This window comes from Bradyrhizobium sp. 31Argb (genome assembly GCF_043638955.1).
GTDB lineage: Bacteria > Pseudomonadota > Alphaproteobacteria > Rhizobiales > Xanthobacteraceae > Bradyrhizobium.
Map to the genome: position 1 here is coordinate 1 of NZ_JBEGDB010000077.1, position 24,442 is coordinate 24,442.

A 24,442-nucleotide genomic window follows, 5' to 3' on the forward strand; every position below is an offset into this window, starting at 1 on the left:
GCGCCTGGGGCTCGAAGCCTTCCAGCGCATCAAATTTGGTACCAGTCTGGCGCTCCGCGATGTGTGAATCGGACAGCGTAAGAACGGGGAGAGGGAGAACTCAGACCCTCAAATACCCCCTTATCATCGGCAGGAAGAAGATCGCGACATTGATCGTGAAGCCGATGGTCCAGAGGATCGAGCGCAGGGTCGGGCGGTTGCCGAGATAGGTGAAGACGTAGGCGATCCGCACGATCAGGAACAGCACCGCGAGTTCATCGATCAGCCGCAAGGGTCCCACGCGGAATTCAGCGAGCAGCACCGCGAAGGCAAAGAACGGAAACGCCTCGATCCCGTTCTGGTGGGCGCCGAGCGCGCGGGCCCGGATCGGGTCGTCGTAGAAAGCGGGATCGCGCGGGTTGGAATTGTCGAAACGGCCGCTCGCGGTCCACTTGGCGGCTGCGATCGTCAACAAATACAGCATCAGCGTTCCGAACACGCACCATTCGGCAACCGTCATGGTTTCTCCCCGCATTGCGCCGAGAGCCTAGCTAGAGAGCATGATCCGGAAAAGTGGAAACCGGTTTTCCGAAAAGATCATGCTCAAACAGAGAGATTAGATCCTGATCCGATTTCGGATCAGGATCTAACGCTCGGTTGTCTTGACAAGAATGGGGCAACGCGCGAAGCCACGGCGGTCATGACCGTGGCCGTCCCAATCGGAAACGCGATGCCGGCAGCGCAAGCCCAGCCGGATCGCATCGGCGTGCTGCTGGTCAACCTCGGCACGCCCGACACCGCCGACGCCCCGGGCGTGCGGGTATATTTGAGGGAATTCCTCTCCGACCCGCGCGTGATCGAGGATCAGGGGCTGCTGTGGAAGCTGATCCTCAACGGCATCATCCTGCGCACGCGGCCGCGCACCAAGGCGCTCGACTACCGCAAGATCTGGAATACCGAGAAGGACGAGTCGCCGCTGAAGACGATCACACGCTCGCAGGCCGAGAAGCTTGCGGCGGCGATCGGGGAAGACGATGTCGTGGTCGATTGGGCGATGCGCTATGGCAATCCCTCGATCCGGGCGGGGATCGAGGCCCTGACGGCGCGGGGCTGCAACCGGCTGTTGGTGGTGCCGCTCTATCCGCAATATTCCGCCGCGACATCGGCGACCGTCTGCGACGAAGCGTTCCGGGTGCTCTCAAGTTTGCGCGCGCAGCCGACCATGCGGGTGTCCTCGCCGTACTATGACGATCCCGTCTATATCGATGCGCTGGCGGTGTCGATCAACGCGCATCTGGCGACGCTGCCGTTCGAGCCGGAATTGATCCTGGCGTCCTTCCACGGCATGCCGCAGAAATATGTCGACCAGGGCGATCCTTATTTCTCCCAGTGCGTCGCAACGACGGAAAGCCTGCGCAATCGCCTAGGGCTCGATGCCTCCCGGCTGATGCTCACCTTCCAGTCGCGCTTCGGCAACGATGTGTGGCTGCAGCCCTATACCGACAAGACCGTCGAAAAGCTCGCCAAGGACGGCGTGCGGCGAATTGCCGTCGTCACCCCCGGTTTCTCCGCCGACTGCCTGGAGACGTTGGAAGAGATCGCGCAGGAGAACGCCCACATCTTTATGCAAAATGGCGGCGAGCAGTTTGCCGCGATTCCCTGCCTGAACGACAGCGAGCCTGGCATGGACGTGATCCGCCAGCTCGTGCTGCGCGAACTTCAGGGCTGGATCTGACGTCGGCCCGTAGCCCCGTAGTCCGGGTGGAGCCAACGGGTCGCGCGAACGCGCGCCCGATGACAGGCTCCACGCAACCCGGGGCCAGTCGCAAACGCGGATGTAGATGTCCCGGGTTACGCGTTCGCTCCGCCCGGGCTACGGAAACGCGCATCCGCGTGACGGGCCCACACATCATTTACGTTCACAGGCTATATCTGGCAGCCTCGCGAACCGCTCCTTAACTATGTGTCAACCAACAGCCGGCTGAACCGGTGCCGCGGTTTTGCAGACCAAATGCAGGGCCGCGCCGGCTTTCGCCGGTCTTGGAGGACTTTATGAGTGGTTTCGACATTTTCGCCATCGCCCTTGTTCTGCTTGTTATCGTCACGCTGTTCGCCGGTGTGAAAACCGTTCCGCAAGGCTACGGCTGGACCATCGAACGCTTTGGCAAATACACCCGCACGTTGCTCCCCGGCCTCAATCTCATCGTGCCCTATTTCGATCGCATCGGGCGCAAGATAAACATGATGGAGCAGGTGATCGAAATCCCGGAGCAGGAGGTGATCACCAAGGACAACGCCACCGTCACCGCTGATGGCGTTGCCTTCTTCCAGGTGTTCGACGCCGCGAAGGCGAGCTACGAGGTCGCCAATTTGCATCAGGCGATCACGGTGCTGACGATGACCAACATCCGCTCGGTGATGGGTTCGATGGACCTCGACCAGGTGCTGTCGCATCGCGACGAGATCAACGAGCGGCTCTTGCGCGTCGTCGACGCCGCGGTCTCGCCCTGGGGCGTCAAGGTCAACCGCATCGAGATCAAGGACATCGTACCGCCGGCGGACCTCGTGGAGGCGATGGGCCGGCAGATGAAGGCCGAGCGCGTCAAGCGCGCCGACATCCTGCAAGCGGAAGGCCAGCGGCAATCGGAAATCCTGCGCGCCGAGGGCGCCAAGCAGGGACAGATCCTGCAGGCCGAAGGCCGCCGCGAAGCCGCCTTCCGCGACGCCGAAGCGCGTGAGCGCTTGGCGGAGGCTGAGGCGAAGGCAACGCAGATGGTGTCCGAAGCGATCGCCAGGGGCGACGTTGCCGCACTCAACTATTTCATCGCCGACAAGTACATCAAGGCGTTCGGGCAATTGGCTGATTCGCCGAACCAGAAGATCGTGATGCTGCCGATCGAGGCAACGAGCGTGCTGGGCTCGCTTGCCGGCATCGGCGAGATCGCACGCGCCACCTTCGGTGAAAGCACAGCTTCGGCAGCCGCCGCCGCGCGCCGCTCCTCGGTGCCGCCGACTGGGCGAACCCCGTCCCCGGTCGCGCCGCAGCGATGAGGGCGTGCTAGCATTGCGCCTGCGGAATTAGAGATCGTGTCATGACCGAGATGTTTTCGACATTGGGTACCTGGAACTGGCTGATCTTCGGCTTCATCCTGATGGCGCTGGAGTTGGCGGCGCCCGGCGTATTCCTGTTCTGGCTCGGGCTGTCAGCGCTCCTGGTCGGGCTGGTGTCGTTCGTCATCAATCCGGTTTGGCAGACCCAGTTCCTGATGTTCGCCGCGTTCGCGGTCGCCGCTGTGCCGGCATGGCGGCACTTTGCCAAGAGCGGGACCTCGGCAAGCGCGAGCAGCCCGTTCCTCAACCGGCGCACCGAAGCCCTGATCGGCCGCGAGTTCACGCTGGAGAAGCCGATCATCGACGGCTCAGGCACGGTGCGGATCGATGACACGATCTGGCGCGTCGCCGGCCCCGACGCGCCGGCCGGCAGCCGCGTCAAGGTGATCCGCGCCGACGGCGCCAGCCTGACGGTGGCGGTGGCGTAGCTCGGTCTCTTCACCTCTCCCTTCGGAGGGGATGTTTCCGAGCGTGCGGCACTGACCGTCGATTCACCCTTGGCGCTTGGTCCACTGCTCGGCGAAGCGGTGCAGCGGCAGGAAAGTTTCGAACAGCTCTCGTCCGAGCGCAGTGAGAGTGTACCCTTCGCCCGAAGCGAGTTCGACAAATCCGGCCTCGCGCAATTCGGTCAGCCGTGTCTGCAGGATGGTCGGGGACGCCTGGTCGCAGACCTCGCGCAAGGCGCGTGAGGTGAGGGCGCCGTCACGCAATTCCCAGATGATCCGCAAGGTCCAGCGCCGGCCCAACAGGTCGAGCAGCGCCATGATCGGCCGGCCGGTTCGGGAGCCGCGGACCGAGCGCTTTCCGGCGACTGAGGGGGACTTCGGCATCGCTGTTTCCTGCTTGCGTCTTGCTACAGATATTGTAGCGTGTTGCTACGTTTATTGTAGCAGAGGAGCCGGCCATGTCACGGATCGCCCCGCTCGAGCCGCCCTATGCGGTCGAACTGAAGGAGCAGTTCGACCGCATCATGCGCGGCGCGCCGCCGCTTCTGTTGTTTCGTGTGATCGCAAGCCAGGACCGCGCCTGGCAGAAATTCACCGCCGGCAGCCTCTTGGATCGCGGTCCACTGAGCTTGCGGGAGCGCGAGATCGTCATCGACCGCACCTGCGCGCTGACCGGCTGCGAATATGAATGGGGCGTCCATATCGCAACCTTCGCCGACGCCGCATCGCTGACCGAACCGCAGGTCCGCGCCACCGTGCACGGCGAGGCCGATGATCCCTGCTGGTCGCCGGCCGAGCAGGCGCTGATCGCCGCCGTCGACGCGCTGCATCACCGCGCAACGCTGAGCGACGCCGAATTCGCGGCGCTGTCGGCGCATTATGATGACGCAAAGATACTGGAGATCATGCTGCTCTGCGGCTTCTATCGCACGGTCTCCTACATCGCGAACGGCCTGTCGTTGCCGCTGGAGGCGAAGGCCGCGCGGTTTCCGCAATAACGACGGCGTCGTTGCGGACAAGACGGTGTCACCACCCTTCGTCATTCCGGGGCGCGCCCCTTGGCGCGAGCCCGGAATCCATCGGGCCACGAGTGTCGCGGAGTAATGGATTCCGGGCTCGATGCTTCGCATCGCCCCGGAATGACTGTCCCCGTCATTGCGAGCCAACGGGTCGCGCGAACGCGCGCCCTGTTGGCTCGCAATGACGATGTGGATGCTTTGGGTGCGACATAACAACCCGACGGGCAAATCACCGAAAGTCTGTCCAGATCGTCACGCGAAAATAAATCGCTTAACCCGTCGGGCAAATCAGTGATTTAACTCCGCGCGTCTTACCCAAGATGAGGGGCGGGTCGCGATCGTCACGAACGTTGCGGTGAGATGCGGTGGACGCGGGTGTCACGACTGACGAGCGTGGCGCGCGTGGACGGCGAAGTCGTGTGGTCCTGGCGCCCCGACGCTGGCGCTAAGTCCTGGGGGATGGAAACATCCCTAAGGGTGACGGTGGCAAGAAAGCCCGGTCACCGGGGAGAGCACGAAATAAGCCGTAACACCATCGCGCAGGGAAAGCCGGAATGCTTCGGTTGAACCTGTGGTCCTACCCCCGTGCTTTTTGTTGCACGGGACCCATGGGTGCAACCGGCACCCGGCTTTCCCTGCGCCCTCTGCTATCGAGGAGGGTGGAAAGTGACGCAAAGCTCGGGCGCAACGCGCCGCGAGAATGCGAACGCACATCCGCTCCGCTGTTTGACAATTGAATCATAAGTCGCGACTACGCCGTAGGGTGGGTAAAGCGAAGCGTGCCCACCACCATGAGCACGGCGTTGGATGGTGGGCACGCTTCGCTTTGCCCACCCTACAGCCTATCTCCTCACCTTGAGGAGACCGCGTAGCGGTCGTCTCGAAGGGCGAGGGTCTGACAGTCGTAGGATGGGTAGAGCGCATCATTCGCGCCGCTTGCTTCATCGCGATGGGTTGCGCTTCGAGACTGGGCAAGAATCTTGGCTGATAGGCCGATGCGTGTACGATTCGGTTATGCCGAATCATAGGTTCAAGGCCGGCGTTAGCCGGGATCAGCCGAGTTTCTTCCGCCGCGTGTTGAAGATTATGTGGAGCGTGACAATCCGGTTCGAGTGATCGAGGCGTTTGTCGATGCGCTGGACCTTGAGAAGCTTGGCTTCCGCCACGACGGGTCAGGCGGCGGGGCTGGGCAGCCTCCTTACGATCCGGCCGACCTTTTGAAGCTTTATCTTTATGGCTACACGAACCGGATCCGGTCGTCGCGCAGCCTTGAGCGGGAAGCCGGCCGCAATCTTGAACTGATCTGGCTGCTGAAGCGGCTGGTGCCCGGCTATCGCACCATTGCCAAGTTCCGCAAGGACAACTGGAAGGCGCTTAGGGCTGCGAACCGGGAGTTTGTGCTTGTGGTGCGCGAACTTGGCCTGGTGGGCGGTGAAGTTGTGGCGATCGACGGCGCGTTTTTTGACGGCAACGCCAGCAAGGCGAGTATCAAGACGCAGCGCACGCTCGCCAAGCGGCTCGCGGAGATTGACCGGGAGATCGAGGCCTATGGCGCCACGCTTGAGGCCAACGATCGCGCGGAGGCGGCGCCTGCGCCCGCGGGACGGGATGGTGGGGGAGGCGACGGCGAGGACGTCACGCAAAAGGTCGCGGCCTTGATGGCCAAGCGAGCAAACGTGCAGGCCGATCTGGCGCGGCTGGAAGAGAGCGGCGAGAGGCAGCTGTCGCAAACGGATGCCGATGCCCGGCTGTTGTCGAAGAACGGTCAAGTGGTGGCGGGCTACAACGTCCAGATCGCCGTCGATGACAAACATAAGCTGATCGTGGCAAGCGAGGTCGTCAATGACGGCAACGACACCGGCCAGCTTCACGAGATGGCCAAGGCCGCGAAGCACGCACTCGGCGTCGAGACGTTAACGGCGCTGGCCGACACCGGCTATTACAACGGCAACGCGCTCAAGGCCTGCGAGGAGGATGGGATCGTGGCTTACGTTCCGCAAGCCAAGCGCACCGCGAGGCTGCAAGCGCAAGACCGCATGAGCCATGAAGAGTTCGCCTATGAAGCCGCAGCAAATGTCTATCGCTGTCCCGCCGGCAAGCTCCTGAGCCCAACGGAGGGCCGCAAGATCAACGGCGGCCGCAGCGAGATCAGGCATGTCAGCCGCAAGGCCGATTGCGACGCCTGCGCGTTGCGTGCGCGCTGCCTCTCCGCGAAGACGCCGACGCGCACCGTCTATCGCTGGGAGCATGAAGCCGTCCTCGAACGGCATCGTGCGCGGATGACGGACGCCGAAGCTCAGATGCGCCGCCGGGCCGAACTCGCCGAACACCCCTTCGGCACCCTCAAATGCCGGGCCGGCTACCGCCACTTCCTCGTCCGCGGCTTCGACAAGGTCCGCGGCGAATGGAGCCTGATGGCGCTCTGCTACAACCTCACTCGCGTGCTCAGCATCCTCGGCCTGGATCGGTTCTTGGCCTATCTGGCCAAGCGCCGTCCAAACTGGACGATCTTGCTTGTCACCGTCCTCGCCGTCATCGTCGACCGGCTCCAAACCCGCAGGCCGCGTCTCCGAGCCAAAATCCGCCCGGCATTCGCCTGGGCCCTGTAATCCGGGCGGAAAAAATTCTTACCCAGTCTCTGCGCTCTACCCATCCTACACGCTCCCATGCGAGCCTACGCTACGCCCGCGCGCAGGAAGTCGTGGAAATGCACGATGCCGACCGGCTTGCCGGCGTCGACGACGATCAGCGCGGTGACCTTCGAGGCGTTCAGCAATTCCAGCGCTTCGCCGGCCAGCGTGTCGCGGCCGATGGTCTTCGGATTCTTGGTCATGACGTCGTCGACGACGGCGGTCATCAGGTCGGAACGCATGTGGCGGCGGAGGTCGCCGTCGGTGACGATGCCGACGAGATGGCTGCGGCGGTCGACGATGCCGACGCACCCGAAACCCTTCGAGGTCATCTCGACCAGCGCGTCCGACATCCTGGTGCCGAGCGGCTTCAGCGGCACGGCCTCGCCGGCATGCATGAGATCGCGGGTATATTTCAGCATCGCCCCCAGCTTGCCGCCGGGATGCAGCACGCTGAAATCGGTCGAGGTGAAGCCACGGCCTTCCAGGAGCGCGATCGCCAGCGCATCGCCGAGCGCCAGCATCATCAGCGAGGAGGTGGTCGGCGCCAGATTGTGCGGACAGGCCTCGCGCGCCTTCGGCAGCGTCAGCGCGATATCGGCGGCCTTGCTCAGGCTCGAGCCCTTTTCCGCTGTCATCGCGATCACGGGAATGCCGAAGCGCGCGGCGTAAGAGATCAGGTTCTTCATCTCCGGCTGCTCGCCGGACCATGACAGCGCCAGGATGACGTCGTCGGCGGTGATCATGCCGAGGTCGCCATGGCTCGCTTCGGCGGCATGGACGAAGAATGCCGGCGTGCCGGTGGAGGCAAAGGTCGCCGCGACCTTGCGGCCGATATGGCCCGACTTGCCGAGCCCGGTGACGATCAGCCGTCCCTTGGCGTTGCGGATCATCTCCGCCGCAGCGGCAAAGGGCGCGCCGAGGTCGGACCGCAGCGCGGCGTCGATCGCGGCGACACCGCTTGCTTCCGCCTCCAGCGTCCGCAGCGCCGATTGCACGGCGGCATCAGCGGGCTCGGTGTCCGACGATTTCGGCATCAGCGGTTTGGGCTTGGCCATGTCTCTTTCCAGAGAGTCTGTTTCCAGGGAGGAGGGGCGGTGCGCCCAGAGCGCCTCCCTTAGCACGGCCGGCCGCGGGAGGCGACGCAGCCAGCCGCTCTCAACGAGCCATTAACCATAATTGTTTTAACTCCATTAAGGACGTTCTCGGCCCCGTTCCGCGTTTGCCGTGTAAGTCAAGGAATTTGTTGAGGTATTTCTATCGTGGGACGAGGGCGAGCAAGGGGCCGGGCTGGGCGCGCGCGCTATTTGCGCGCGCCTGTTGTGTGCCTTGCCGCGCTCGCGCTGAACGGCCCCCTCGCGCAGGCCCAGACGGTCACGCCCGATCTGTTCAGCCCGTCGCGCACTACTCAGGTAGCGCCGCCTGATTCGCCCCTGCGCAGGACCGCGGCTGAGCTGGCCGATCCGCTCAACGATCCACGATTGCGTGACCGGGATCGCGATGGCCGCGCGCCGTCGCGCATTGGCCAGGTGCCGTCTTACGGCCTGCCGGCTGCGAACGGCGCCTCGACCTCCGGCTATGACTCGCTCAACCGCAAGCGCCAGCAGCCGAAATACTATCCGGCGCAGGCGAGGCCGAAACCGCCGCCCGGCCCCGGGACGCCGCCACCCGCGCCACCGCCGAGGAATTTGGCCGGACAGTTGCGCCTATCGATCCCGCCCTCGGACACCGCCAACAAGCCGCCGGTGCCGCCGGCGATGGCTGGCAATGTGGTGGGCCAGCCGCCGCGCAAGCGGCTCAGGATCGACGACGATCCGTTCGGCGCGGTCGGCGACTATGCCGGCAGCTTCCTGATCAAGTCCGCGGTCGAACTCAGCGCCGGCTATGAAACCAATCCCGGCCGGCTGTCGGTGCAGCAGGGCTCGCCGACATACGTGATCGCCCCGGAATTCCTGGCGGTGTCCAACTGGGAGCGCCACGCGCTGGTCGCGGACCTGCGCGGCTCCTTCACCGGCTACACCCAAAACCTGACGCCGAATGCCGACGGCACAGCGCTCTCCGCGCCGCTCGATATCGATCGCCCCAACTTCATCGGCCATATCGATGGTCGGCTCGACGTCACCCGTGACACAAGGCTGCTGGGCCAGGCGCGGCTGCTCGTCTCCACCGACATCCCCGGCAGCCCGAACGTGCCGGCCGGCCTCGCCAGATATCCGATCTACACCACGCTCGGCGGCACCTTCGGCGTCGATCAGAATTTCAACCGTCTGCAGGTCTCCGCCGGCGCCACCGTCGACCGCACCGATTACCAATGGTCCAGGCTCACCGACGGCTCGTTCAGTTCGAACGACGACCGCAACTTCAGCCAGTATGGCGGCGTCGCGCGCGTCAGCTACGAAGTCAACCCCGCGGTGAAGCCGTTCGTGGAAATCCAGGGCGACAGCCGCGTCCATGATCTGCGGCTCGACCGCTCAGGCTTCGCGCGCGATTCCGCGGGCGGCTATGCAAAGGCCGGCTCGTCCTTCGAGTTCTCGCGGCTGTTGTTCGGCGAAGTCTCGATCGGCTACGCCGTGCGCAACTATCAGGATCCGCGGCTGAACCGGCTGGACGGCCTGCTCACCACGGCATCGCTGACCTGGACCGCGACGCCGCTGACGACGGCGAAATTCTACTCCGACACCCAGCTCGCCGAGACCACGCTGCCGGGCACATCAGGCGTGCTGGCGCGCACCTACACCGTCGAGGTCGATCACGACTTTCGCCGCTGGCTGACCGCGATCGGCAGGTTCACCTACGGCACGCTCGACTATCAGGGCGACAACCGCCTGGACAAGATCTACTCGCTGTCAGGCGATCTCATCTACAAGATGACCCGCAGCCTCTGGATCAAGGGCACCGTCCGCCACGACATACTGGACTCGAGCTCGCCGGGATCGAGCTCGCAGTCGACGGTCATGCTGCTGGGCGTCAGGGTGCAGAACTAGGCGGCGCCCTTATCGCGGCAGATCCGTCTTGCCCATCAGGAACGTGTCGATCGCGCGGGCGCAGAGGCGGCCTTCGCGGATGGCCCAGACCACCAGCGACTGGCCGCGGCGCATGTCGCCGGCGGAGAAGACGTTGGGCAGCGAGGTCTGGTAGTCGCTCGTATTGGCGCGGACGTTGCCGCGCTGGTCGAGCTCGACCGAGAGCTGCTTCAACAGGCCATCGTGTACGGGATGCACGAAGCCCATCGCCAGCAGCACCAGCTCGGCGTCGAGTTCGAACTCGGTGCCGGGCACCGGCTTGAACTTGTCGTCGACCTTGATGCAGTGCAGCTTCTTCACCTTGCCGCCAGTGCCCTCGAATTTCTGGGTCAGCACGGCGTATTCGCGGATCGCGCCTTCGGCCTGGCTCGACGAGATCCGCATCTTCAACGGCCAGTTCGGCCAGGTCACGCCCTTGTTCTCGCGCTCGGGCGGCGCCGTCATGATCTCGAGCTGGGTCACGGACTTGGCGCCCTGGCGCAGCGAGGTGCCGATGCAGTCGGAGCCGGTGTCGCCGCCGCCGATCACCACCACATGCTTGTCCTTGGCGAGGATGTCGGTCACGCCGTTGAGCTGCTCACCGGAGACGCGGCGGTTCTGCTGTGGCAGGAAGTCCATCGCGAAATGGATGCCGTCGAGGTCGCGGCCGGGGATGGGCAGATCGCGCGGGGCTTCCGCGCCACCGGTCAGGGCGATCGCGTCATACTGGCTCTGCAGATCGCTCGGATCGATCGCGCCGGGGGCGTCGCCGCCGACCTGGGCACCGTAATGGAAGGTGACGCCCTCGGCCTCCATCTGCGTGACGCGGCGGTCGATGATGTCCTTCTCCATCTTGAAGTCGGGAATGCCGTAGCGAAGGAGGCCGCCGGCCTTGGCATACTTCTCATAGACATGCACGTCGTGCCCGGCGCGTGCGAGCTGCTGCGCGCAGGCCATGCCCGCCGGGCCGGCGCCGATCACCGCGACCTTCTTGCCGGTCTTCTCGGCCGGGATCTCCGGCTTGAGCCAGCCATTGTCCCAGGCGCGATCGACGATCGCGCATTCGATGGTCTTGATGGTGACCGGGTTGTCGTCGATGTTGAGCGTGCAGGAAGCCTCGCACGGCGCCGGACAGATACGGCCGGTGAATTCAGGGAAGTTGTTGGTCGAATGCAGGTTGCGCGAGGCTTCTTCCCAGTTGCCCTGATAGACGAGATCGTTCCAGTCGGGGATCTGGTTGTTGACCGGGCAGCCGGGCGTGCCCGGCGCAACCGATCCGGTGCCGTGGCAATAGGGAATGCCGCAGTTCATGCAGCGCGCGGCCTGATCGCGGAGGTCCTTCTCGCTGAGCGGAATGACGAACTCGTGGAAATGCTTCAGCCGCTCGGTGACCGGCGTGTACTTGCGGTCGTGCCGCTCGATCTCGAGGAAACCTGTGATCTTTCCCATTAAGCCTGAGGCCCCTGCACCCTGGTTCGTCTTGTTTCGTTCGTCATTGCGAGGAGCGATAGCGACGACGCAATCCACCTGTCCGCGGACCGAGTTTATGGATTGCTTCGCCGCGCTCGCAATGGCGGTCTTATAACCTTCCGTGATTACGCTCCGATCGCGATTTTCGGCTCGGCGTCGGCGTTCGCCTTCATTTCCTTCAGTGCGCGACGGTACTCGACCGGCATCACCTTGCGGAACTTCGGCAGCCACGTCTTCCAGTCCGCCAGGATCTCGGCGGCTTTCCTCGAGCCGGTCAGCTTGGCGTGCCGCGTGATCAGCACATGGAGCCGTTCGACATCGGAATCAAGCAGGTTCTGGAACACGTCGACCTGCCCATGCGCCTCGAGATCGCCGGCATGGTGGTAGGTGGCGGCGTTGATCATCTCTTCCGACAGCACCGGTTCCAGCTCGACCATCGAGAGGTTGCACAGTTTCGGGAAGTCGCCGGCCTCGTCCAGGACATAAGCGATACCGCCTGACATGCCCGCCGCGAAGTTCCGGCCGGTCTTGCCGAGCACCACGACGATGCCGCCGGTCATGTATTCGCAGCAATGATCGCCGGCGCCCTCGACGACAGCGACCGCGCCCGAGTTGCGCACAGCGAAGCGCTCGCCGGCGATGCCGTGGAAGTAGCATTCGCCCGCGATCGCGCCGTACATCACGGTGTTGCCGACGATGATCGACTCCTCCGGTACGATGCCGGAGATCTTCGGCGGCTTGACGATGAGGCGTCCGCCGGAAAGGCCCTTGCCGACATAGTCGTTGCCTTCACCTTCGAGCTCGAAGGTGACGCCCCTGGCAAGCCACGCGCCGAACGCCTGGCCCGCGGTGCCCTTGAGGCTGACATGGATGGTGTCGAGCGGCAGTCCTTCGTGGCCGTAGATCTTCGCCACCTGGCCCGACAGCATCGCGCCGGCGGAACGGTCGGTGTTGTTGATCTCCTCCTCGATCCTGACAGGCGCGCCACGGTCGAGCGCGGCACGGGCCTTCTCGATCAGGCGACGGTCGAGCACGGCTTCCAGATGATGGTTCTGGGCTTCCGAGCGGTAGATCTTCTGGCCCTTCTCTTCCTTCTGCCGCACGAACAGCCGCGAGAAATCGAGCCCCTTGGCCTTCCAATGCGCGACCAGCGAGGTCTGGTCGAGCATCTGGGTCTGGCCGACCATCTCGTCGAACTTCCTGTAGCCGAGCAAAGCCATGATCTCGCGCACTTCCTCGGCAACGAAGAAGAAGTAGTTGATCACGTGCTCGGGCTGGCCGGTGAAGCGCTTGCGCAGGACCGGGTCCTGGGTCGCGACGCCGACCGGGCAGGTGTTGAGATGGCACTTGCGCATCATGATGCAGCCGGCCGCGATCAAGGGTGCCGTGGCGAAGCCGAACTCGTCGGCCCCGAGCAGCGCGCCGATCACGACGTCGCGCCCGGTGCGGAAGCCGCCGTCGACCTGCACCGAGATGCGGCTGCGCAGCCGCTCGCGCACCAGCGTCTGGTGGGTTTCGGCGAGCCCGATCTCCCACGGGCTGCCGGCATGCTTGATCGAGGTCAGCGGCGAGGCGCCGGTGCCACCTTCGAAGCCTGCGATCGTCACGTGGTCGGCGCGCGCCTTCGCGACACCGGCGGCAACCGTGCCGACGCCGATCTCGGAGACGAGCTTGACCGACACGTCACCGTCCGGATTGACGTTCTTCAGGTCATAGATGAGCTGCGCCAGATCCTCGATCGAATAGATGTCGTGATGCGGCGGCGGCGAGATCAGGCCGACGCCGGGCGTCGAATGGCGGACGCGGGCGATCGTCGCGTCGACCTTGTGGCCGGGCAACTGACCGCCTTCGCCGGGCTTGGCGCCCTGCGCCATCTTGATCTGCATCATGTCGGAGTTGACGAGATATTCCGTCGTCACGCCGAAGCGGCCCGAGGCGACCTGCTTGATCGCCGAGCGCATGGAATCGCCATTCGGCAGCGGCTTGAAGCGATCGGATTCCTCGCCGCCTTCGCCGGTGTTGGACTTGCCGCCGATCCGGTTCATCGCGATCGCGAGCGTGGTGTGCGCCTCGCGTGAGATCGAGCCGAACGACATTGCGCCCGTGGAGAAGCGCTTAACGATCTCCTTGGCCGGCTCGACCTCTTCGAGCTTCACCGGCTTGCGCTTTTCTTCCGCCGCGGTCTTGATCCGGAACAGGCCGCGCAGCGTCAAGAGCCGCTCCTGCTGCTCGTTCAGGATCTTGGCGAAGGCGCGATAGCGCTCGAGCGAGTTGCCACGCACGGCGTGCTGCAGCGCCGAGACCGACTCGGCGGTCCAGGCGTGATCCTCGCCGCGGGTGCGGTAGGCGTACTCGCCGCCGACATCGAGCGCGGTCTTGTAGACCTGCGCATCGCCAAACGCATCGCCATGCCGCCGCGCGGTTTCCTCGGCGATCTCACCCAGCCCCACGCCCTCGATGCGGGTGTGCGTGCCGGCAAAATACTTACCGACGAAATCGGCCTTCAGCCCGACGGCGTCGAAGATCTGCGCGCCGCAATAGGACTGGTAGGTCGAGATGCCCATCTTGGACATCACCTTGAGGAGACCCTTGCCGATCGACTTGATGTAGCGCTTGACGATCTCCTTGTCGTCGAGCCCGCCCGGCAGGCGGCCCTTCATCGCGATGATGGTCTCGAACGCGAGATAGGGGTTGATCGCCTCTGCGCCGTAACCGGCGAGGCAGGCGAAATGGTGCACTTCGCGCGGCTCGCCGGATTCGACCACGAGGCCGACCGAGGTGCGCAAGCCGGTGCGGATCAAATGATGATGCACGGCGGCGCAGGCGAGCAGCGCGGGGATCGGGATCCGGTCGGTGCCGGTCATGCGGTCGGACAGGATGATGATGTTGATGCCTTCACGCACCGCGCCTTCGGCACGCGCGCAGAGCTCATCCAGCACCTGCTCCATGCCGGCCGCGCCGAAGCCGGCGTGGAAGGTGGTGTCCAGCGTGCGCGACTTGAAATGCGTCTCGGCGACGTCGGAGATCGAGCGGATCTTCTCTAGATCCGCATCGGTCAGGATCGGCTGGCGCACTTCGAGGCGCTTGGTGGAGGCGAGCCCCTGCAGGTCGAACAGGTTCGGCCGCGGCCCGATGATCGAGACGAGGCTCATCACGAGCTCCTCGCGGATCGGGTCGATCGGCGGGTTCGTCACCTGCGCGAAGTTCTGCTTGAAGTAGGTGAACAGCGGCTTCGGCTTGTCCGACAGCGCCGAGATCGGCGTGTCATTGCCCATCGAGCCCGCGGCTTCCTCGCCGGTCGCCGCCATCGGCGTCATCAGGATGTTGATGTCTTCCTGCGAGTAGCCGAATGCCTGCTGGCGGTCGAGCAGCGGCAGGTTCGAACGCACGCTCTTGGTCGGCGCATCCGGCAACTCTTCGAGCTGCATCTGGGTGCGGGCCAGCCAGTCGCGATAGGGATGGCTCTTGGCCAGATCGGCCTTGATCTCGTCGTCGGGAATGAGTCGGCCCTGCTCGAGATCGACGAGCAGCATCTTGCCCGGCTGCAGCCGCCACTTGGTGACGATCTGATCCTCCGGGATCTTCAGCACGCCCATTTCGGACGCCATCACGATGCGGTCGTCTTTTGTCACCAGATAGCGTGCCGGGCGGAGCCCGTTACGATCCAAGGTCGCGCCGATCTTGCGGCCGTCGGTGAACGCGATCGCGGCCGGGCCGTCCCACGGCTCCATCATCGCGGCATGATATTCGTAGAAGGCGCGGCGCTCTTCATCCATCAAGGGATTGCCGGCCCACGCTTCCGGAATCATCATCATCACCGCGTGCGGCAGCGAGTAGCCGCCCTGCACCAGGAATTCTAGCGCGTTGTCGAAGCAGGCGGTGTCGCTCTGGCCTTCATAGGAAATCGGCCACAGACGGCTGATGTCCTTGCCGTAGAGCTCCGAATGCACGGAAGCCTGCCGCGCCGCCATCCAGTTGACGTTGCCGCGCAGCGTGTTGATCTCGCCGTTATGCGCGATCATGCGATAGGGATGCGCCAGCGACCAGGCCGGGAAAGTGTTGGTCGAGAAGCGCTGGTGCACCAGCGCCAGCGCGCTCGCGAAGTCGTCCTCGTGCAGGTCGGGATAATACTTGCCGAGCTGATCGGCCAGGAACATGCCCTTATAGATCACCGTGCGGCACGAGAATGAGACCGGGTAGTAGCCGGCCATGCCGCGATCGCGGCGCTGATAGATCGCCTGCGAGATCGACTTGCGCAGGATGTAGAGCCGGCGCTCGAACTCGTCCTCGGTCTTGCCGACGCCATTGCGGCCGATGAACACCTGCAGGTGATAGGGTTCGGTCGGCCTCACGGTGACGCCGAGGGAGGAGTTGTCGGTCGGCACGTCGCGCCAGCCGAGCAGCTTGAAGCCCTCGTTCTTGATCTCGTCGGCGATGATGCTCTTGATGACGTTGCGCCAGGCGGCGTCGCGCGGCAGGAACAGCGCGCCGATTGCATAGTCGCCCGGCTGCGGCAGCTTGAAGCCAAGCTCGGCCGCCTTGCGCGCGAAGAAAGCGTGCGGGATCTGCACCAGGATGCCGGCGCCGTCGCCGGCGCGCGGATCGGCGCCGACGGCGCCGCGGTGCTCGAGGTTGCAGAGGATGTTCAGCGCGTCGGAGACGATCTGGTGCGAGGGCTTGCCCTTGATGTTGGCGATGAAGCCGACGCCGCAGGCATCCTTCTCCAGGCTCGGGTCGTACATGCCTTCGGCTTTGGGACGCCAATCGTGTTCGCGCGCCGGTTCGTCCGCTTTCGAGGCTGCGGTCGCCGACAGCGTTTCTGTCACGATGGTTTCGCGCTCGAATTCCGACCCGCTCATGTTTCCTCTCAAATTAAGGCTAAAGGGCCTCATGGTCGTTGGCGCACCTTGGGCGTTGCGGCACCCATCGGGCCACCGCTCGTCCTCCGCGAGCCGCAATGTCCTAAATCAGGCGAGGAGCGTTCAACGTCCCTGAGGAACGGCCTTGCCCGCAGCATTCTCGGAGCCCGAAGGGCCGAGTTTCCGTTGCAATCCCTATGCCGGGACTGCCCCGCGATTAAGACAGCTATACTGTCCTAACTCCGACCTTGCCAAATTTTTTTCTATCACACAAGCGCATGAGAGTCCTCGTCCGCATGTAGTTTTGCGTGGAGCGCGGCGGGAGGGCCGCCCCCGATTTGAAGCAAACGCGCCGTGATCCGGCCCAAGGACCGCCGGAATTGCCGATGAAGTTTCCTGCGGGCACCAGAGAGCAAAAATGCTCCACGCCCAGCGTCTTACAGGAGCTACCGGTGATGAAGCTGTTTACGGGATGGGTCTTGTCTGCGGGGCTCGTTCTCTCGGCCCCGACCGCCAATGCGCAGTTGCTGGCGCCCAATCACGTCGGAAATCCGTCGATCGTGACCGTGTCCGATTCCGACGGCCCGTATGCGGCGATGCCGCCGGAAGTGCCGGCGCCGCGTTATGGGCCGGCCTACGGACCGGGACCGGGGCTGCTGCCGCCGATCGAAGTCTACGCCGTGCTGCGCGAAAACGGGTTCCTGCCGCTCGGCATCCCGCGGCAACGCGGGCTGGTCTACACGATCGCGGTGATCGAGCCTGGCGGGAGCGACGGCAGGCTGGTGATCGACGCGCGCAGCGGACGCATCATCCGCTTCATTCCGGCCGACGGGATGGATGACGATTACCGAGGTGATCTGAGCGGCGCCTATGGCCCCGCCGGACCGTTGCCGCCGGCAACCCCTGTTCGCAGCAGCGTGCCACGGCCGCCGGCACCCATTCCGCATGTGGCGAGCCGGACCGTGCCGAAGCCAAGGCCGAACCCGCTGGCAGCAAAGCGCGCGCCGGAACCGGCCCAGCAATCGGCCGCGGTGCAGCAGAAGGCCGCGGAGCCGCAGCAGGCCGTTCCGCCGGCTGCCGCTCCGACCGTCGGCGAGGCGAAGCCGGCTCCGCCCGCCGCGCCGAACATTTTGCCGACCCAGGAAATGCCGCAGGTGCAGGGATTGGAGTAGCAGGTGTTCCTTGTCATTCCGGGGCGATGCGTGCGCATCGAACCCGGAATCCATTTCGCCGCTTGCCCTGTGGATGAATGGATTCCGGGCCTGCGCCTTGCGGCGCATCCCGGAATGACCGAGGGGAAACAAAAACGCCCCGGTTTCCCGGGGCGTTTTGCGCTCGGCCAATATCTGCCGAAGCTGCTGCCGCGATTAGGCGGCGGCCTTGGATCCGTCGGCGACCTGCGGCGCGGCGGAGCCGGTCGTGATCGGAATGCTGCGCGGTTTCTTGGCCTCGGGGATCTCGCGAACGAGGTCGACGTGGAGCAGGCCGTTCTCAAGCGAAGCGCTCTTCACCTGTACGAAGTCGGCGAGCTGGAACACGCGCTCGAAGGCCCGAGAGGCGATGCCGCGATAGAGAACGTTGGAATTGTCCTTGCCGTTCTCGTTGGCGATCTTCTCGCCCTTGATCGTCAGCGTGTTCTCCTTCGCGACGATCGAAAGCTCACCCTCGGAGAAGCCGGAAACCGCAACGCTGATGCGGTAGGCGTTCTCGCCGGTGCGCTCGATGTTATAGGGGGGATAGCCGGGGCTGCCGTCCGAAGTCGCCTGGTCGAGCAGGTTGAAAAAACGGTCGAAGCCAACAGTGGAACGATAGAACGGGGTCAGATCGTAGGTACGCATGATAGTCCTCCAATGAGCGACTGATTCGATTACCCGCCCGCCACCGGGCCGGGCTTTAGTCTGTGTGCAGCCTGATGTTCCAATTCCGAAACACTGGTAGCGGCCTGCACGAAAATGATATGGGTGGGGCTATCAGTTGTTCAAGAGGCGGAAATATCGTCGCTTTTTGGCGCTCACGCCTTGATTCCCGCCGTCCCTCACCTAGCGGTTCCCCTTCATGACGCTCGTCTCCATTCCAGCCAATCCGATTCCGGAAGACGTCGTCAGCGGCACCATCAAGACGCCTGATGGCGCCGAATTGCGTTTTGCGCGCTGGGCGCCGCCGCCGGGCCGCAAGGGAACGGTCTGCGTGTTCACCGGCCGCAGCGAGATGATCGAAAAGTATTTCGAGACCGTGCGCGATCTGCGCGACCGCGGCTTTGCGGTGGCGATGATCGATTGGCGCGGGCAGGGCCATTCCTCGCGGCGGTTGCGCGATCCGCGCAAAGGCTATGTGCGCAGCTTTGCCGATTACGAGATCGACGTTGAAACCTTCGTGCAGCAGGTGGTGCTGCCGGATTGTCCGCCGCCCTATTTCGCGCTGGCGCATTCGATGGGCGGGGCCGTGATGCTGCGCCTCGCGCATGCGGGAAAACGCTGGTTCGATCGCATGGTGCTGTCGGCACCGATGATCGACCTGCCGGGACGCCGCACTTCATTCATCCCGACCGCGCTGCTGCGGATCATGCGGCTCGCCGGCCAGGGCGGACGTTACGTACCGGGCGGCAGCGACGAACTGGTCGGGCTTTCGCCTTTCATCAACAATCCCCTCACCAGCGATCCCGTCCGCTTTGCGCGCAATGCTGCGGTCCTGGAAGAAGACCCCACGCTCGGCCTCGGTGCGCCAACGATTGCCTGGGCCGACACCGCCTTCAAGGCGATGCGTACGTTCCGCGAATATTACTATCCGTCGCAGATCCGCCAGCCGATCCTGATGCTGGCGGCGAGCAACGACACCGTGGTGTCGACTTCAGCGATCGAGGAGTTCGCCTATCACTTGCGCGCCGGCTCGCACCTCGTGATCGCCGGCTCCAAGCACGAGATCCTGCAGGAGCAGGACCGCTACCGCGCGCAGTTCTGGGCGGCGTTCGACGCCTTCGTGCCGGGCACGCCGCTGTTCGGCTGACGCGCGCATTTCCTCGATCGGCTACAAGGTCTTCAGATATTCGATCAGGGCTTCGCGTTCGTTCTTGTCGAGCGCGCGGCCGATGATGCCCTTCGGATACGGCGCGGCTCCCTCGAACGAGTGGCCGGCCACGCTGTTGCCGTGGATGTCGTTTCCGTCGCGATCAGTCGCCGAGAACAGCGTCTGGCCATTCTTGCACGACGTCTCGTCGCCCTTCACGTCGAAGCCGACATGCTCCGGATCGAAATCACGTGCGCCCATGCAGAACTTCCTCGGGCGCTCGGCGGCGGGCCGGAGCAGCCAGTCGAGCGAGGGGACGGAGCCGTTATGCAGGTAGGGCGCCGTGGCCCAGGCGCCGTTGAGCGGGCGCGCGCGATAGCGCGGCGCCGGCGAAGGGTTGGGGCAGTTCTTTCGGTCGCCCCAGAGCTTCTTCTGCTGCGCCGGCGGGATATGCCGCTCGTCCATCCATTTCCGGCTGACCAGATCCACCGTCACCATCAAGGCGAGGGCGTAGGACATCTCGGTGGTAGAGGTCGGCTGAAGGTCAGGACATTCCCACCACTTCGTGAGGTCGCGCGTCGGGTCGATGCCGAGGAAGCCGGGGACCTGAACGGTTCGCATGGTCAGGACATTGGCCTGCGCCGGGTCCGTTCCCATGTCATCCGCCTTTTTCTGGACGGGATCGAGCACCGGGCTCTCGCCGGTACGGTCCCAGCGCGGCGACGACCAGAAGCTCTTGTCTGGAAATTGAGCGTCGAACACGGGATCATTGACCGGACCGAGATGGCATTCGACGCAGATCTCGGCGTACAGCTCGCGGCCCTTGGCGACGCGGTCGGGCTTGAGCTTCCAGGCCTGATCGTCGAAGAGCTGCGACGGCCATTTGGGCGCGGCCAAACCGCCAAAGCGCTGTGGCGTCTGGCTGAAGGGATCGGGACCGCGCAGCATCGATTCGATCCACAGCAGATTCTGCACTTCCACCGACGAGCGGAACAGCGTGTCTGCGGGATACTCGGGCGACATGTTGATCAGCGCGGTCACGCCTAACGCCTCGCCGGCATTGCGGATCAGCGGCTGCTCGATCGAGGCGTCGTATTGGGCATATTTGAGCCACGGCACGGTCCAGATCGGCGGGTAGCTGACCGGCGCGTCCTGGGCGTGGAGGTTCTTTTCGAAGCCGGTGAGGCCGTTGATGGCCAGGTTCTGCGAGAAGACCTGGTTGCCGATGCGGTTGAGCGCGTCGAGGCGGCCGAACCCTTCCTCGGTATCCTTCTGCTGCTTGCCGTCCTCGGTCGTCTTGCCGGCGATGGTCTTGTCATAGGTGTTTTGCCAGTCGAGCAGGAATTTTCCGATCGCCGCCAGCTTTTGCTTGAGCGCGCTGCGGTCTGCATCGCTTGCGTCGCGCCCGAGCACGCGATCCGCGAAGCGCTTGAAACGGAACGGCACATACAAGGTATAGGCAATGGACAGGCCGGTCGCGAGTTCGAGCTTCTTCAGATCGGTCATGGCCGGGCCGCCGTCGAAGCGCACGGCCACGCCCTTGTAGTGAAGCTGTCCGGTGTGACAGGCCGCGCAGGTCAGCCCGATCTTGTCGTCCTCGCGACGGCCCGTCGCCGGATCGACAACGCCGGTCATCCGCGCGAAGCCGACCGGGAAGCCGTCGACATTCTCGACCGCTGTCTTCCACAACCCTGAAGATGCCGGCGCAGGTGTCGTCTCGAAGATGCTTGCATAACCGAAGCGGCGCAGCGTGGTGTCGTCGGTATGGATGGTCTGGGGGCTCGGAATAAAGCCGAAGCGCTCGAGATAGGCGCTCTCCTTCATCAGTCCGGGCGCGCTGAACAGACGCAGGTACGGCTGCTCCAGCGCGGCGAACCAGGCGTAGGGCACCGGGAATGTCGCGGTGCCCTGGCTGACGTGGTGGAACCAGTATCGGTCCTCAAGCGACCAATTCTGGTCGAGCCAGTAGGCGGCTTTGGTCGCTGGCGCGTCCGGCAGTGGAGGCGGCAGCAATTGCGCGAGCTTGTCGGGCAGCACGGCCCTGACGCGATCCGGGAATTGGGTAAGCGCAACCAGAAGCGCGATCACCACGGCCGCTGCGCTGCCGATGACGCGAAGCGTGCGCCTGCCGGGGGCGACTTGCGGCAGGGACTCGATGCGCTCGACGATCCGCTCGGGCAGCCGGCGATCGACGAACAATGTCCTCACCTCCGCAACGCTGAGGTAGCGGTCCTTGCCTTCGCCCTTGCCCAGGATGCGAAGCAGGACGGGCCATTCGCCCTTCATCAACAGCGGGTCGTACCAGCGCCGGTTGCCTTTCGCCCGTTCGAAATTGGCGTGCATGAAGGTCGTGATTTCGGACGCCGTGAGCCCGCGTTCGACGCCGCCAGCGGGATCTCTGCACTCCTGGCCGAATTCGGCCAATCGCGCGATCTGGTCCTCGTGCACATGGGCGTGGGCGTCAAGGATGCGCGAGCCGACGCCGTGCTTGTCGAGCGGGCCGTCGCGCAGTGCATCCAGCTCGGCACCGGACCACCAGCTCTTGAGCAGGCGCCAGGGACTGAGGCCATTCGCCACGAGCGCGACGAGACTAGTCTCGATGCGCACCCGGATATTGCTCAACCCCTTCTTCCCGCTCGCCGCTCCGATCGTCCTTGATAGCGTCGAGAGGGGGGCGATATGGCCGTCGACAAATCCTTCCGCGACCAGCGCACGCAGGAACGGGCAGGGATTGTTCGGAGAAACGTCGATCAGCGGCGCGACCGGCTTCTTGGTGCGGAGGTCGTGCATGGCGCAAAATCCTGGACGCAACGAATCATGAAAAGCTATCGCCCGATAGAAGCGGACGAAGTCTTAACATCCGGAATACGCGCGAATGTTACACGACTACAGCGTGTGGCGAGGTTTGGCTGAATCCCTCAAGTCGGTGAACGATCGGAGGGCGCTGCGCTTGGCTGCGCGCTCGTTCACGACTCGGCGGCGAGCTTCCGGGTTTCGACAAGGGTCAGCCGGGCGAGCGGTACGCCGGCTTTCAAAAGTCCCTCACGATAGTGTTCGATATCGGCCGGCTGCTTCCAATGGAAGTTCTTCAAATGCCGATCGACGGTGAAAATCGGATAGTTGGACATCAAAACGCCGGTCGCGTCCGCCGCCTCCTCGGTCCGTCCCAATTGGGCCAGCGCGGCGGCGCGGATCGCCAGTGCCGGCATATGGTTCGGATTGATGTAGAGCTGCTCGCGCGCCCAGGACAGGGTCGCGTCGTATTGTCCCAGGAGGTAGTGGCTGAACGCGTTCAAGGCCGCCCATTGATAGCGCGGGTCGCTGTTGCCGCGCTGCGCCCCCATCGAAAACAGCTCGATCGCCTGGCGATGCTCACCGCTCACGAGGTGAACATATCCAAGCACGCCGCGCGCGCCCATGTCGTATGGGTTGAGCGCCACGGCACGGTTCGCGGCATCCAGGGCAGCCTCGTAGTGCCCCTCGACCGAACGCACATAGGACAGGATCTGAAAGGCGAAGGACGAGCGCGGGTCGAGCCGAACGCTGGCCTCCGCAAGACTCACGATCGACGTCCATAATTCGCGCGTGCGCTTGAGCCAGCCAAACTGGATGCTCTGCACCTGGATCGTGGCGAGATAGGCGTGCGCGATCGAAAGCGCGGGATCGAGCGCGATCGCTTCCTTGAACAGCGCAATGGACGCCTCGTAATCTTCCCTGGTGTGCCGGTAATAGTAGGAAAGGCCCTTCAGGAATCGATCCCACGCGGTGACATCGTTGGAAAGGCGGGCCGGCGCGGAAGCTTCCGCGCGGAATATCTCGGTGGCGATCGCTGCAGAGAGACTGGTCGTGATCTCGTCCTGCATCGCGAACAGATCGCCCATGTCGCGGTCATAGCGGCCGGTCCACAGTTGCTCGCCGTTCTCAGGCGCGATCAGCTCGGCGGTCACCCGGATCTTGCTGCCGGCACGCCGCACAGAGCCCTGGATCAGGTAGGTCGCGTCGATCTCGCGGGCGATCAGGCGGGTGCTCACATTCTTGCCCTTGAAGGAGAATGTCGAGTTGCGGCTCAGCACCCGATAGAAGGATTGCAGCGAGAGCGCGTGGATCAGGTCTTCGGTCAATCCGTCGGAAAAATACTCGTCGCTGGAGTCGCTCAAATTGGCGAAGGGAAGCACGCCGACGATCGCTGTCCGCGACTGCCCTGGCAGGCCCGACGAATCCCGCACCTGACGCCCACGCGCCTCCGAGCCGCCCGGCTCCCAGGTCAAGACCTCGACAGGGTCCGCGATGTTCTTGAAACGATGGCTGCCGGTGTTGATCAGGGTGGCTTTGAGGTGCCTGCCGGCCTCCTGATAGGCCTTGGCCGAAGCGGCCAGTCCGCCCGGTGGGGAAACCGTCTCGAGCCGGACGGCGATGTTGACGTCATCGCCGAACAATTCGTCCTCGTCGGCCATCACATCGCCCATGTGAATGCCCATCCGGAACTGCATGACGCGGTCGGCCGGAAGCTGGTTGTTGCGTTCCGCCATCAGCATCTGCATCTCGATGGCGGCCTCCAGCGCTCCGACGATGCTGGGAAACTCCAGCAGGAAGCCGTCGCCGGTGTTCTTCAGGATACGGCCGCCATGATTGAGGATGATCGGATGGATCGCGGTACGATGGGCTTTGAAGGCGGCATGCGTGCCCGCCTCGTCGGCCCCCATCATCCGCGAGTAGCCGGCGACATCGGCGCAGACTATGGCAGCTAGCCGTCTCTCCATAACCGTATCTATGCTCCGGAATCGGCCGATGATCGCCGCGTGCGCGGCCGACCGTTCCAATTCTTATAAAACAAGATGTACCTGGCGGAAGCCCGAACCGGAGATCATAGTAATGCAAACGTTCCGGAATTGGCAGCGGATGGCCCCTGAAATGTTAGCTGCA

The 24,442-nt window shown here is 64.1% G+C and carries 15 protein-coding genes and 1 pseudogene; 8 read left to right on the forward strand and 8 right to left on the reverse strand.

Annotated elements, in window-relative coordinates; translation table 11 throughout:
- Window positions 1-100: 100 nt before the first annotated feature.
- Window positions 101-499 carry an MAPEG family protein gene (locus AAFX91_RS17075; protein ID WP_130578710.1) on the reverse strand — a complete coding sequence of 133 codons (399 nt, stop codon included), beginning with the start codon at window positions 497-499 and terminating at the stop codon, window positions 101-103.
- Window positions 500-679: 180 nt separating this feature from the next.
- On the opposite strand from AAFX91_RS17075, the gene hemH reads away from it, so the two are divergent.
- The 3 genes from hemH to AAFX91_RS17090 all read left to right on the forward strand — a co-directional run bounded on the left by hemH (window position 680) and on the right by AAFX91_RS17090 (window position 3,518).
- The gene (hemH, locus tag AAFX91_RS17080; protein WP_394567204.1) at window positions 680-1,714 is read left to right on the forward strand and encodes a ferrochelatase; all 1,035 of its coding nucleotides are present in this window, start codon (window positions 680-682) and stop codon (window positions 1,712-1,714) included.
- Window positions 1,715-2,031: 317 nt separating this feature from the next.
- Window positions 2,032-3,030, forward strand: a complete 999-nt coding sequence (locus AAFX91_RS17085) for an SPFH domain-containing protein (RefSeq protein WP_394567205.1) — start codon at window positions 2,032-2,034, stop codon at window positions 3,028-3,030.
- 41 nt (window positions 3,031-3,071) lie between these two features.
- A complete protein-coding gene (locus AAFX91_RS17090; protein WP_394567206.1) occupies window positions 3,072-3,518 on the forward strand; it encodes an NfeD family protein in 447 nt (148 codons plus the stop codon).
- 63 nt (window positions 3,519-3,581) lie between these two features.
- Here the strand turns inward: AAFX91_RS17090 and AAFX91_RS17095 are convergent, their stop codons facing one another.
- Window positions 3,582-3,920: a helix-turn-helix domain-containing protein gene (locus AAFX91_RS17095; protein ID WP_130578706.1), complete on the reverse strand. Its 339-nt coding sequence runs from the start codon at window positions 3,918-3,920 to the stop codon at window positions 3,582-3,584.
- A gap of 74 nt (window positions 3,921-3,994) precedes the next feature.
- On the opposite strand from AAFX91_RS17095, the gene AAFX91_RS17100 reads away from it, so the two are divergent.
- Both AAFX91_RS17100 and AAFX91_RS17105 read left to right on the forward strand, forming a co-directional pair.
- Window positions 3,995-4,534 carry a carboxymuconolactone decarboxylase family protein gene (locus AAFX91_RS17100; protein WP_394567207.1) on the forward strand — a complete coding sequence of 180 codons (540 nt, stop codon included), beginning with the start codon at window positions 3,995-3,997 and terminating at the stop codon, window positions 4,532-4,534.
- A 1,091-nt stretch (window positions 4,535-5,625) separates the two neighbouring features.
- Window positions 5,626-7,164 (forward strand): annotated as a pseudogene (locus AAFX91_RS17105) (IS1182 family transposase); the annotation flags it as partial.
- 65 nt (window positions 7,165-7,229) lie between these two features.
- On the opposite strand, the gene AAFX91_RS17110 reads toward AAFX91_RS17105, so the two are convergent.
- On the reverse strand, window positions 7,230-8,243 hold the full coding sequence (locus AAFX91_RS17110) for an SIS domain-containing protein (protein ID WP_282528968.1): 1,014 nt from the start codon (window positions 8,241-8,243) through the stop codon (window positions 7,230-7,232).
- 204 nt (window positions 8,244-8,447) lie between these two features.
- Here AAFX91_RS17110 and AAFX91_RS17115 point away from each other — a divergent pair, with 204 nt between their 5' ends.
- On the forward strand, window positions 8,448-10,169 hold the full coding sequence (locus AAFX91_RS17115; protein WP_394567208.1) for an outer membrane beta-barrel protein: 1,722 nt from the start codon (window positions 8,448-8,450) through the stop codon (window positions 10,167-10,169).
- Window positions 10,170-10,178: 9 nt separating this feature from the next.
- Here the strand turns inward: AAFX91_RS17115 and AAFX91_RS17120 are convergent, their stop codons facing one another.
- Entirely contained in the window at window positions 10,179-11,636 is a 1,458-nt protein-coding gene (locus AAFX91_RS17120; RefSeq protein WP_282528970.1) for a glutamate synthase subunit beta, read from the reverse strand.
- A gap of 146 nt (window positions 11,637-11,782) precedes the next feature.
- Entirely contained in the window at window positions 11,783-16,516 is a 4,734-nt protein-coding gene (gene gltB / locus AAFX91_RS17125) for a glutamate synthase large subunit (protein WP_394567209.1), read from the reverse strand.
- Between the two features lie 455 nt (window positions 16,517-16,971).
- Between gltB and AAFX91_RS17130 the strand changes: the two genes are divergently transcribed.
- Window positions 16,972-17,688, forward strand: a complete 717-nt coding sequence (locus tag AAFX91_RS17130; protein ID WP_394567210.1) for a hypothetical protein — start codon at window positions 16,972-16,974, stop codon at window positions 17,686-17,688.
- A 195-nt stretch (window positions 17,689-17,883) separates the two neighbouring features.
- Here the strand turns inward: AAFX91_RS17130 and AAFX91_RS17135 are convergent, their stop codons facing one another.
- Window positions 17,884-18,354, reverse strand: a complete 471-nt coding sequence (locus AAFX91_RS17135; RefSeq protein WP_130580964.1) for an Hsp20 family protein — start codon at window positions 18,352-18,354, stop codon at window positions 17,884-17,886.
- A 217-nt stretch (window positions 18,355-18,571) separates the two neighbouring features.
- Here AAFX91_RS17135 and AAFX91_RS17140 point away from each other — a divergent pair, with 217 nt between their 5' ends.
- Window positions 18,572-19,519, forward strand: coding sequence for an alpha/beta fold hydrolase (locus AAFX91_RS17140; protein WP_394567211.1), 948 nt, complete (start codon window positions 18,572-18,574; stop codon window positions 19,517-19,519).
- Window positions 19,520-19,540: 21 nt separating this feature from the next.
- Here AAFX91_RS17140 and AAFX91_RS17145 read toward each other — a convergent pair whose 3' ends face one another.
- Window positions 19,541-22,309, reverse strand: coding sequence for a di-heme-cytochrome C peroxidase (locus tag AAFX91_RS17145; RefSeq protein ID WP_394567212.1), 2,769 nt, complete (start codon window positions 22,307-22,309; stop codon window positions 19,541-19,543).
- A gap of 176 nt (window positions 22,310-22,485) precedes the next feature.
- Window positions 22,486-24,279: an adenylate/guanylate cyclase domain-containing protein gene (locus AAFX91_RS17150; protein WP_130580967.1), complete on the reverse strand. Its 1,794-nt coding sequence runs from the start codon at window positions 24,277-24,279 to the stop codon at window positions 22,486-22,488.
- Window positions 24,280-24,442: the final 163 nt, after the last annotated feature.

What these genes read in the sequence shown, in the direction of transcription:
- AAFX91_RS17075 (WP_130578710.1), bottom strand. Translation starts at nt 499, where the DNA reads ATGACGGTTGCCGAATGGTGCGTGTTCGGAACGCTGATGCTGTATTTG.
- hemH (WP_394567204.1), top strand. Translation starts at nt 680, where the DNA reads ATGACCGTGGCCGTCCCAATCGGAAACGCGATGCCGGCAGCGCAAGCC.
- AAFX91_RS17085 (WP_394567205.1), top strand. Translation starts at nt 2,032, where the DNA reads ATGAGTGGTTTCGACATTTTCGCCATCGCCCTTGTTCTGCTTGTTATC.
- AAFX91_RS17090 (WP_394567206.1), top strand. Translation starts at nt 3,072, where the DNA reads ATGACCGAGATGTTTTCGACATTGGGTACCTGGAACTGGCTGATCTTC.
- AAFX91_RS17095 (WP_130578706.1), bottom strand. Translation starts at nt 3,920, where the DNA reads ATGCCGAAGTCCCCCTCAGTCGCCGGAAAGCGCTCGGTCCGCGGCTCC.
- AAFX91_RS17100 (WP_394567207.1), top strand. Translation starts at nt 3,995, where the DNA reads ATGTCACGGATCGCCCCGCTCGAGCCGCCCTATGCGGTCGAACTGAAG.
- AAFX91_RS17110 (WP_282528968.1), bottom strand. Translation starts at nt 8,243, where the DNA reads ATGGCCAAGCCCAAACCGCTGATGCCGAAATCGTCGGACACCGAGCCC.
- AAFX91_RS17120 (WP_282528970.1), bottom strand. Translation starts at nt 11,636, where the DNA reads ATGGGAAAGATCACAGGTTTCCTCGAGATCGAGCGGCACGACCGCAAG.
- gltB (WP_394567209.1), bottom strand. Translation starts at nt 16,516, where the DNA reads ATGAGCGGGTCGGAATTCGAGCGCGAAACCATCGTGACAGAAACGCTG.
- AAFX91_RS17130 (WP_394567210.1), top strand. Translation starts at nt 16,972, where the DNA reads ATGAAGCTGTTTACGGGATGGGTCTTGTCTGCGGGGCTCGTTCTCTCG.
- AAFX91_RS17135 (WP_130580964.1), bottom strand. Translation starts at nt 18,354, where the DNA reads ATGCGTACCTACGATCTGACCCCGTTCTATCGTTCCACTGTTGGCTTC.
- AAFX91_RS17140 (WP_394567211.1), top strand. Translation starts at nt 18,572, where the DNA reads ATGACGCTCGTCTCCATTCCAGCCAATCCGATTCCGGAAGACGTCGTC.
- AAFX91_RS17145 (WP_394567212.1), bottom strand. Translation starts at nt 22,309, where the DNA reads ATGCACGACCTCCGCACCAAGAAGCCGGTCGCGCCGCTGATCGACGTT.
- AAFX91_RS17150 (WP_130580967.1), bottom strand. Translation starts at nt 24,279, where the DNA reads ATGGAGAGACGGCTAGCTGCCATAGTCTGCGCCGATGTCGCCGGCTAC.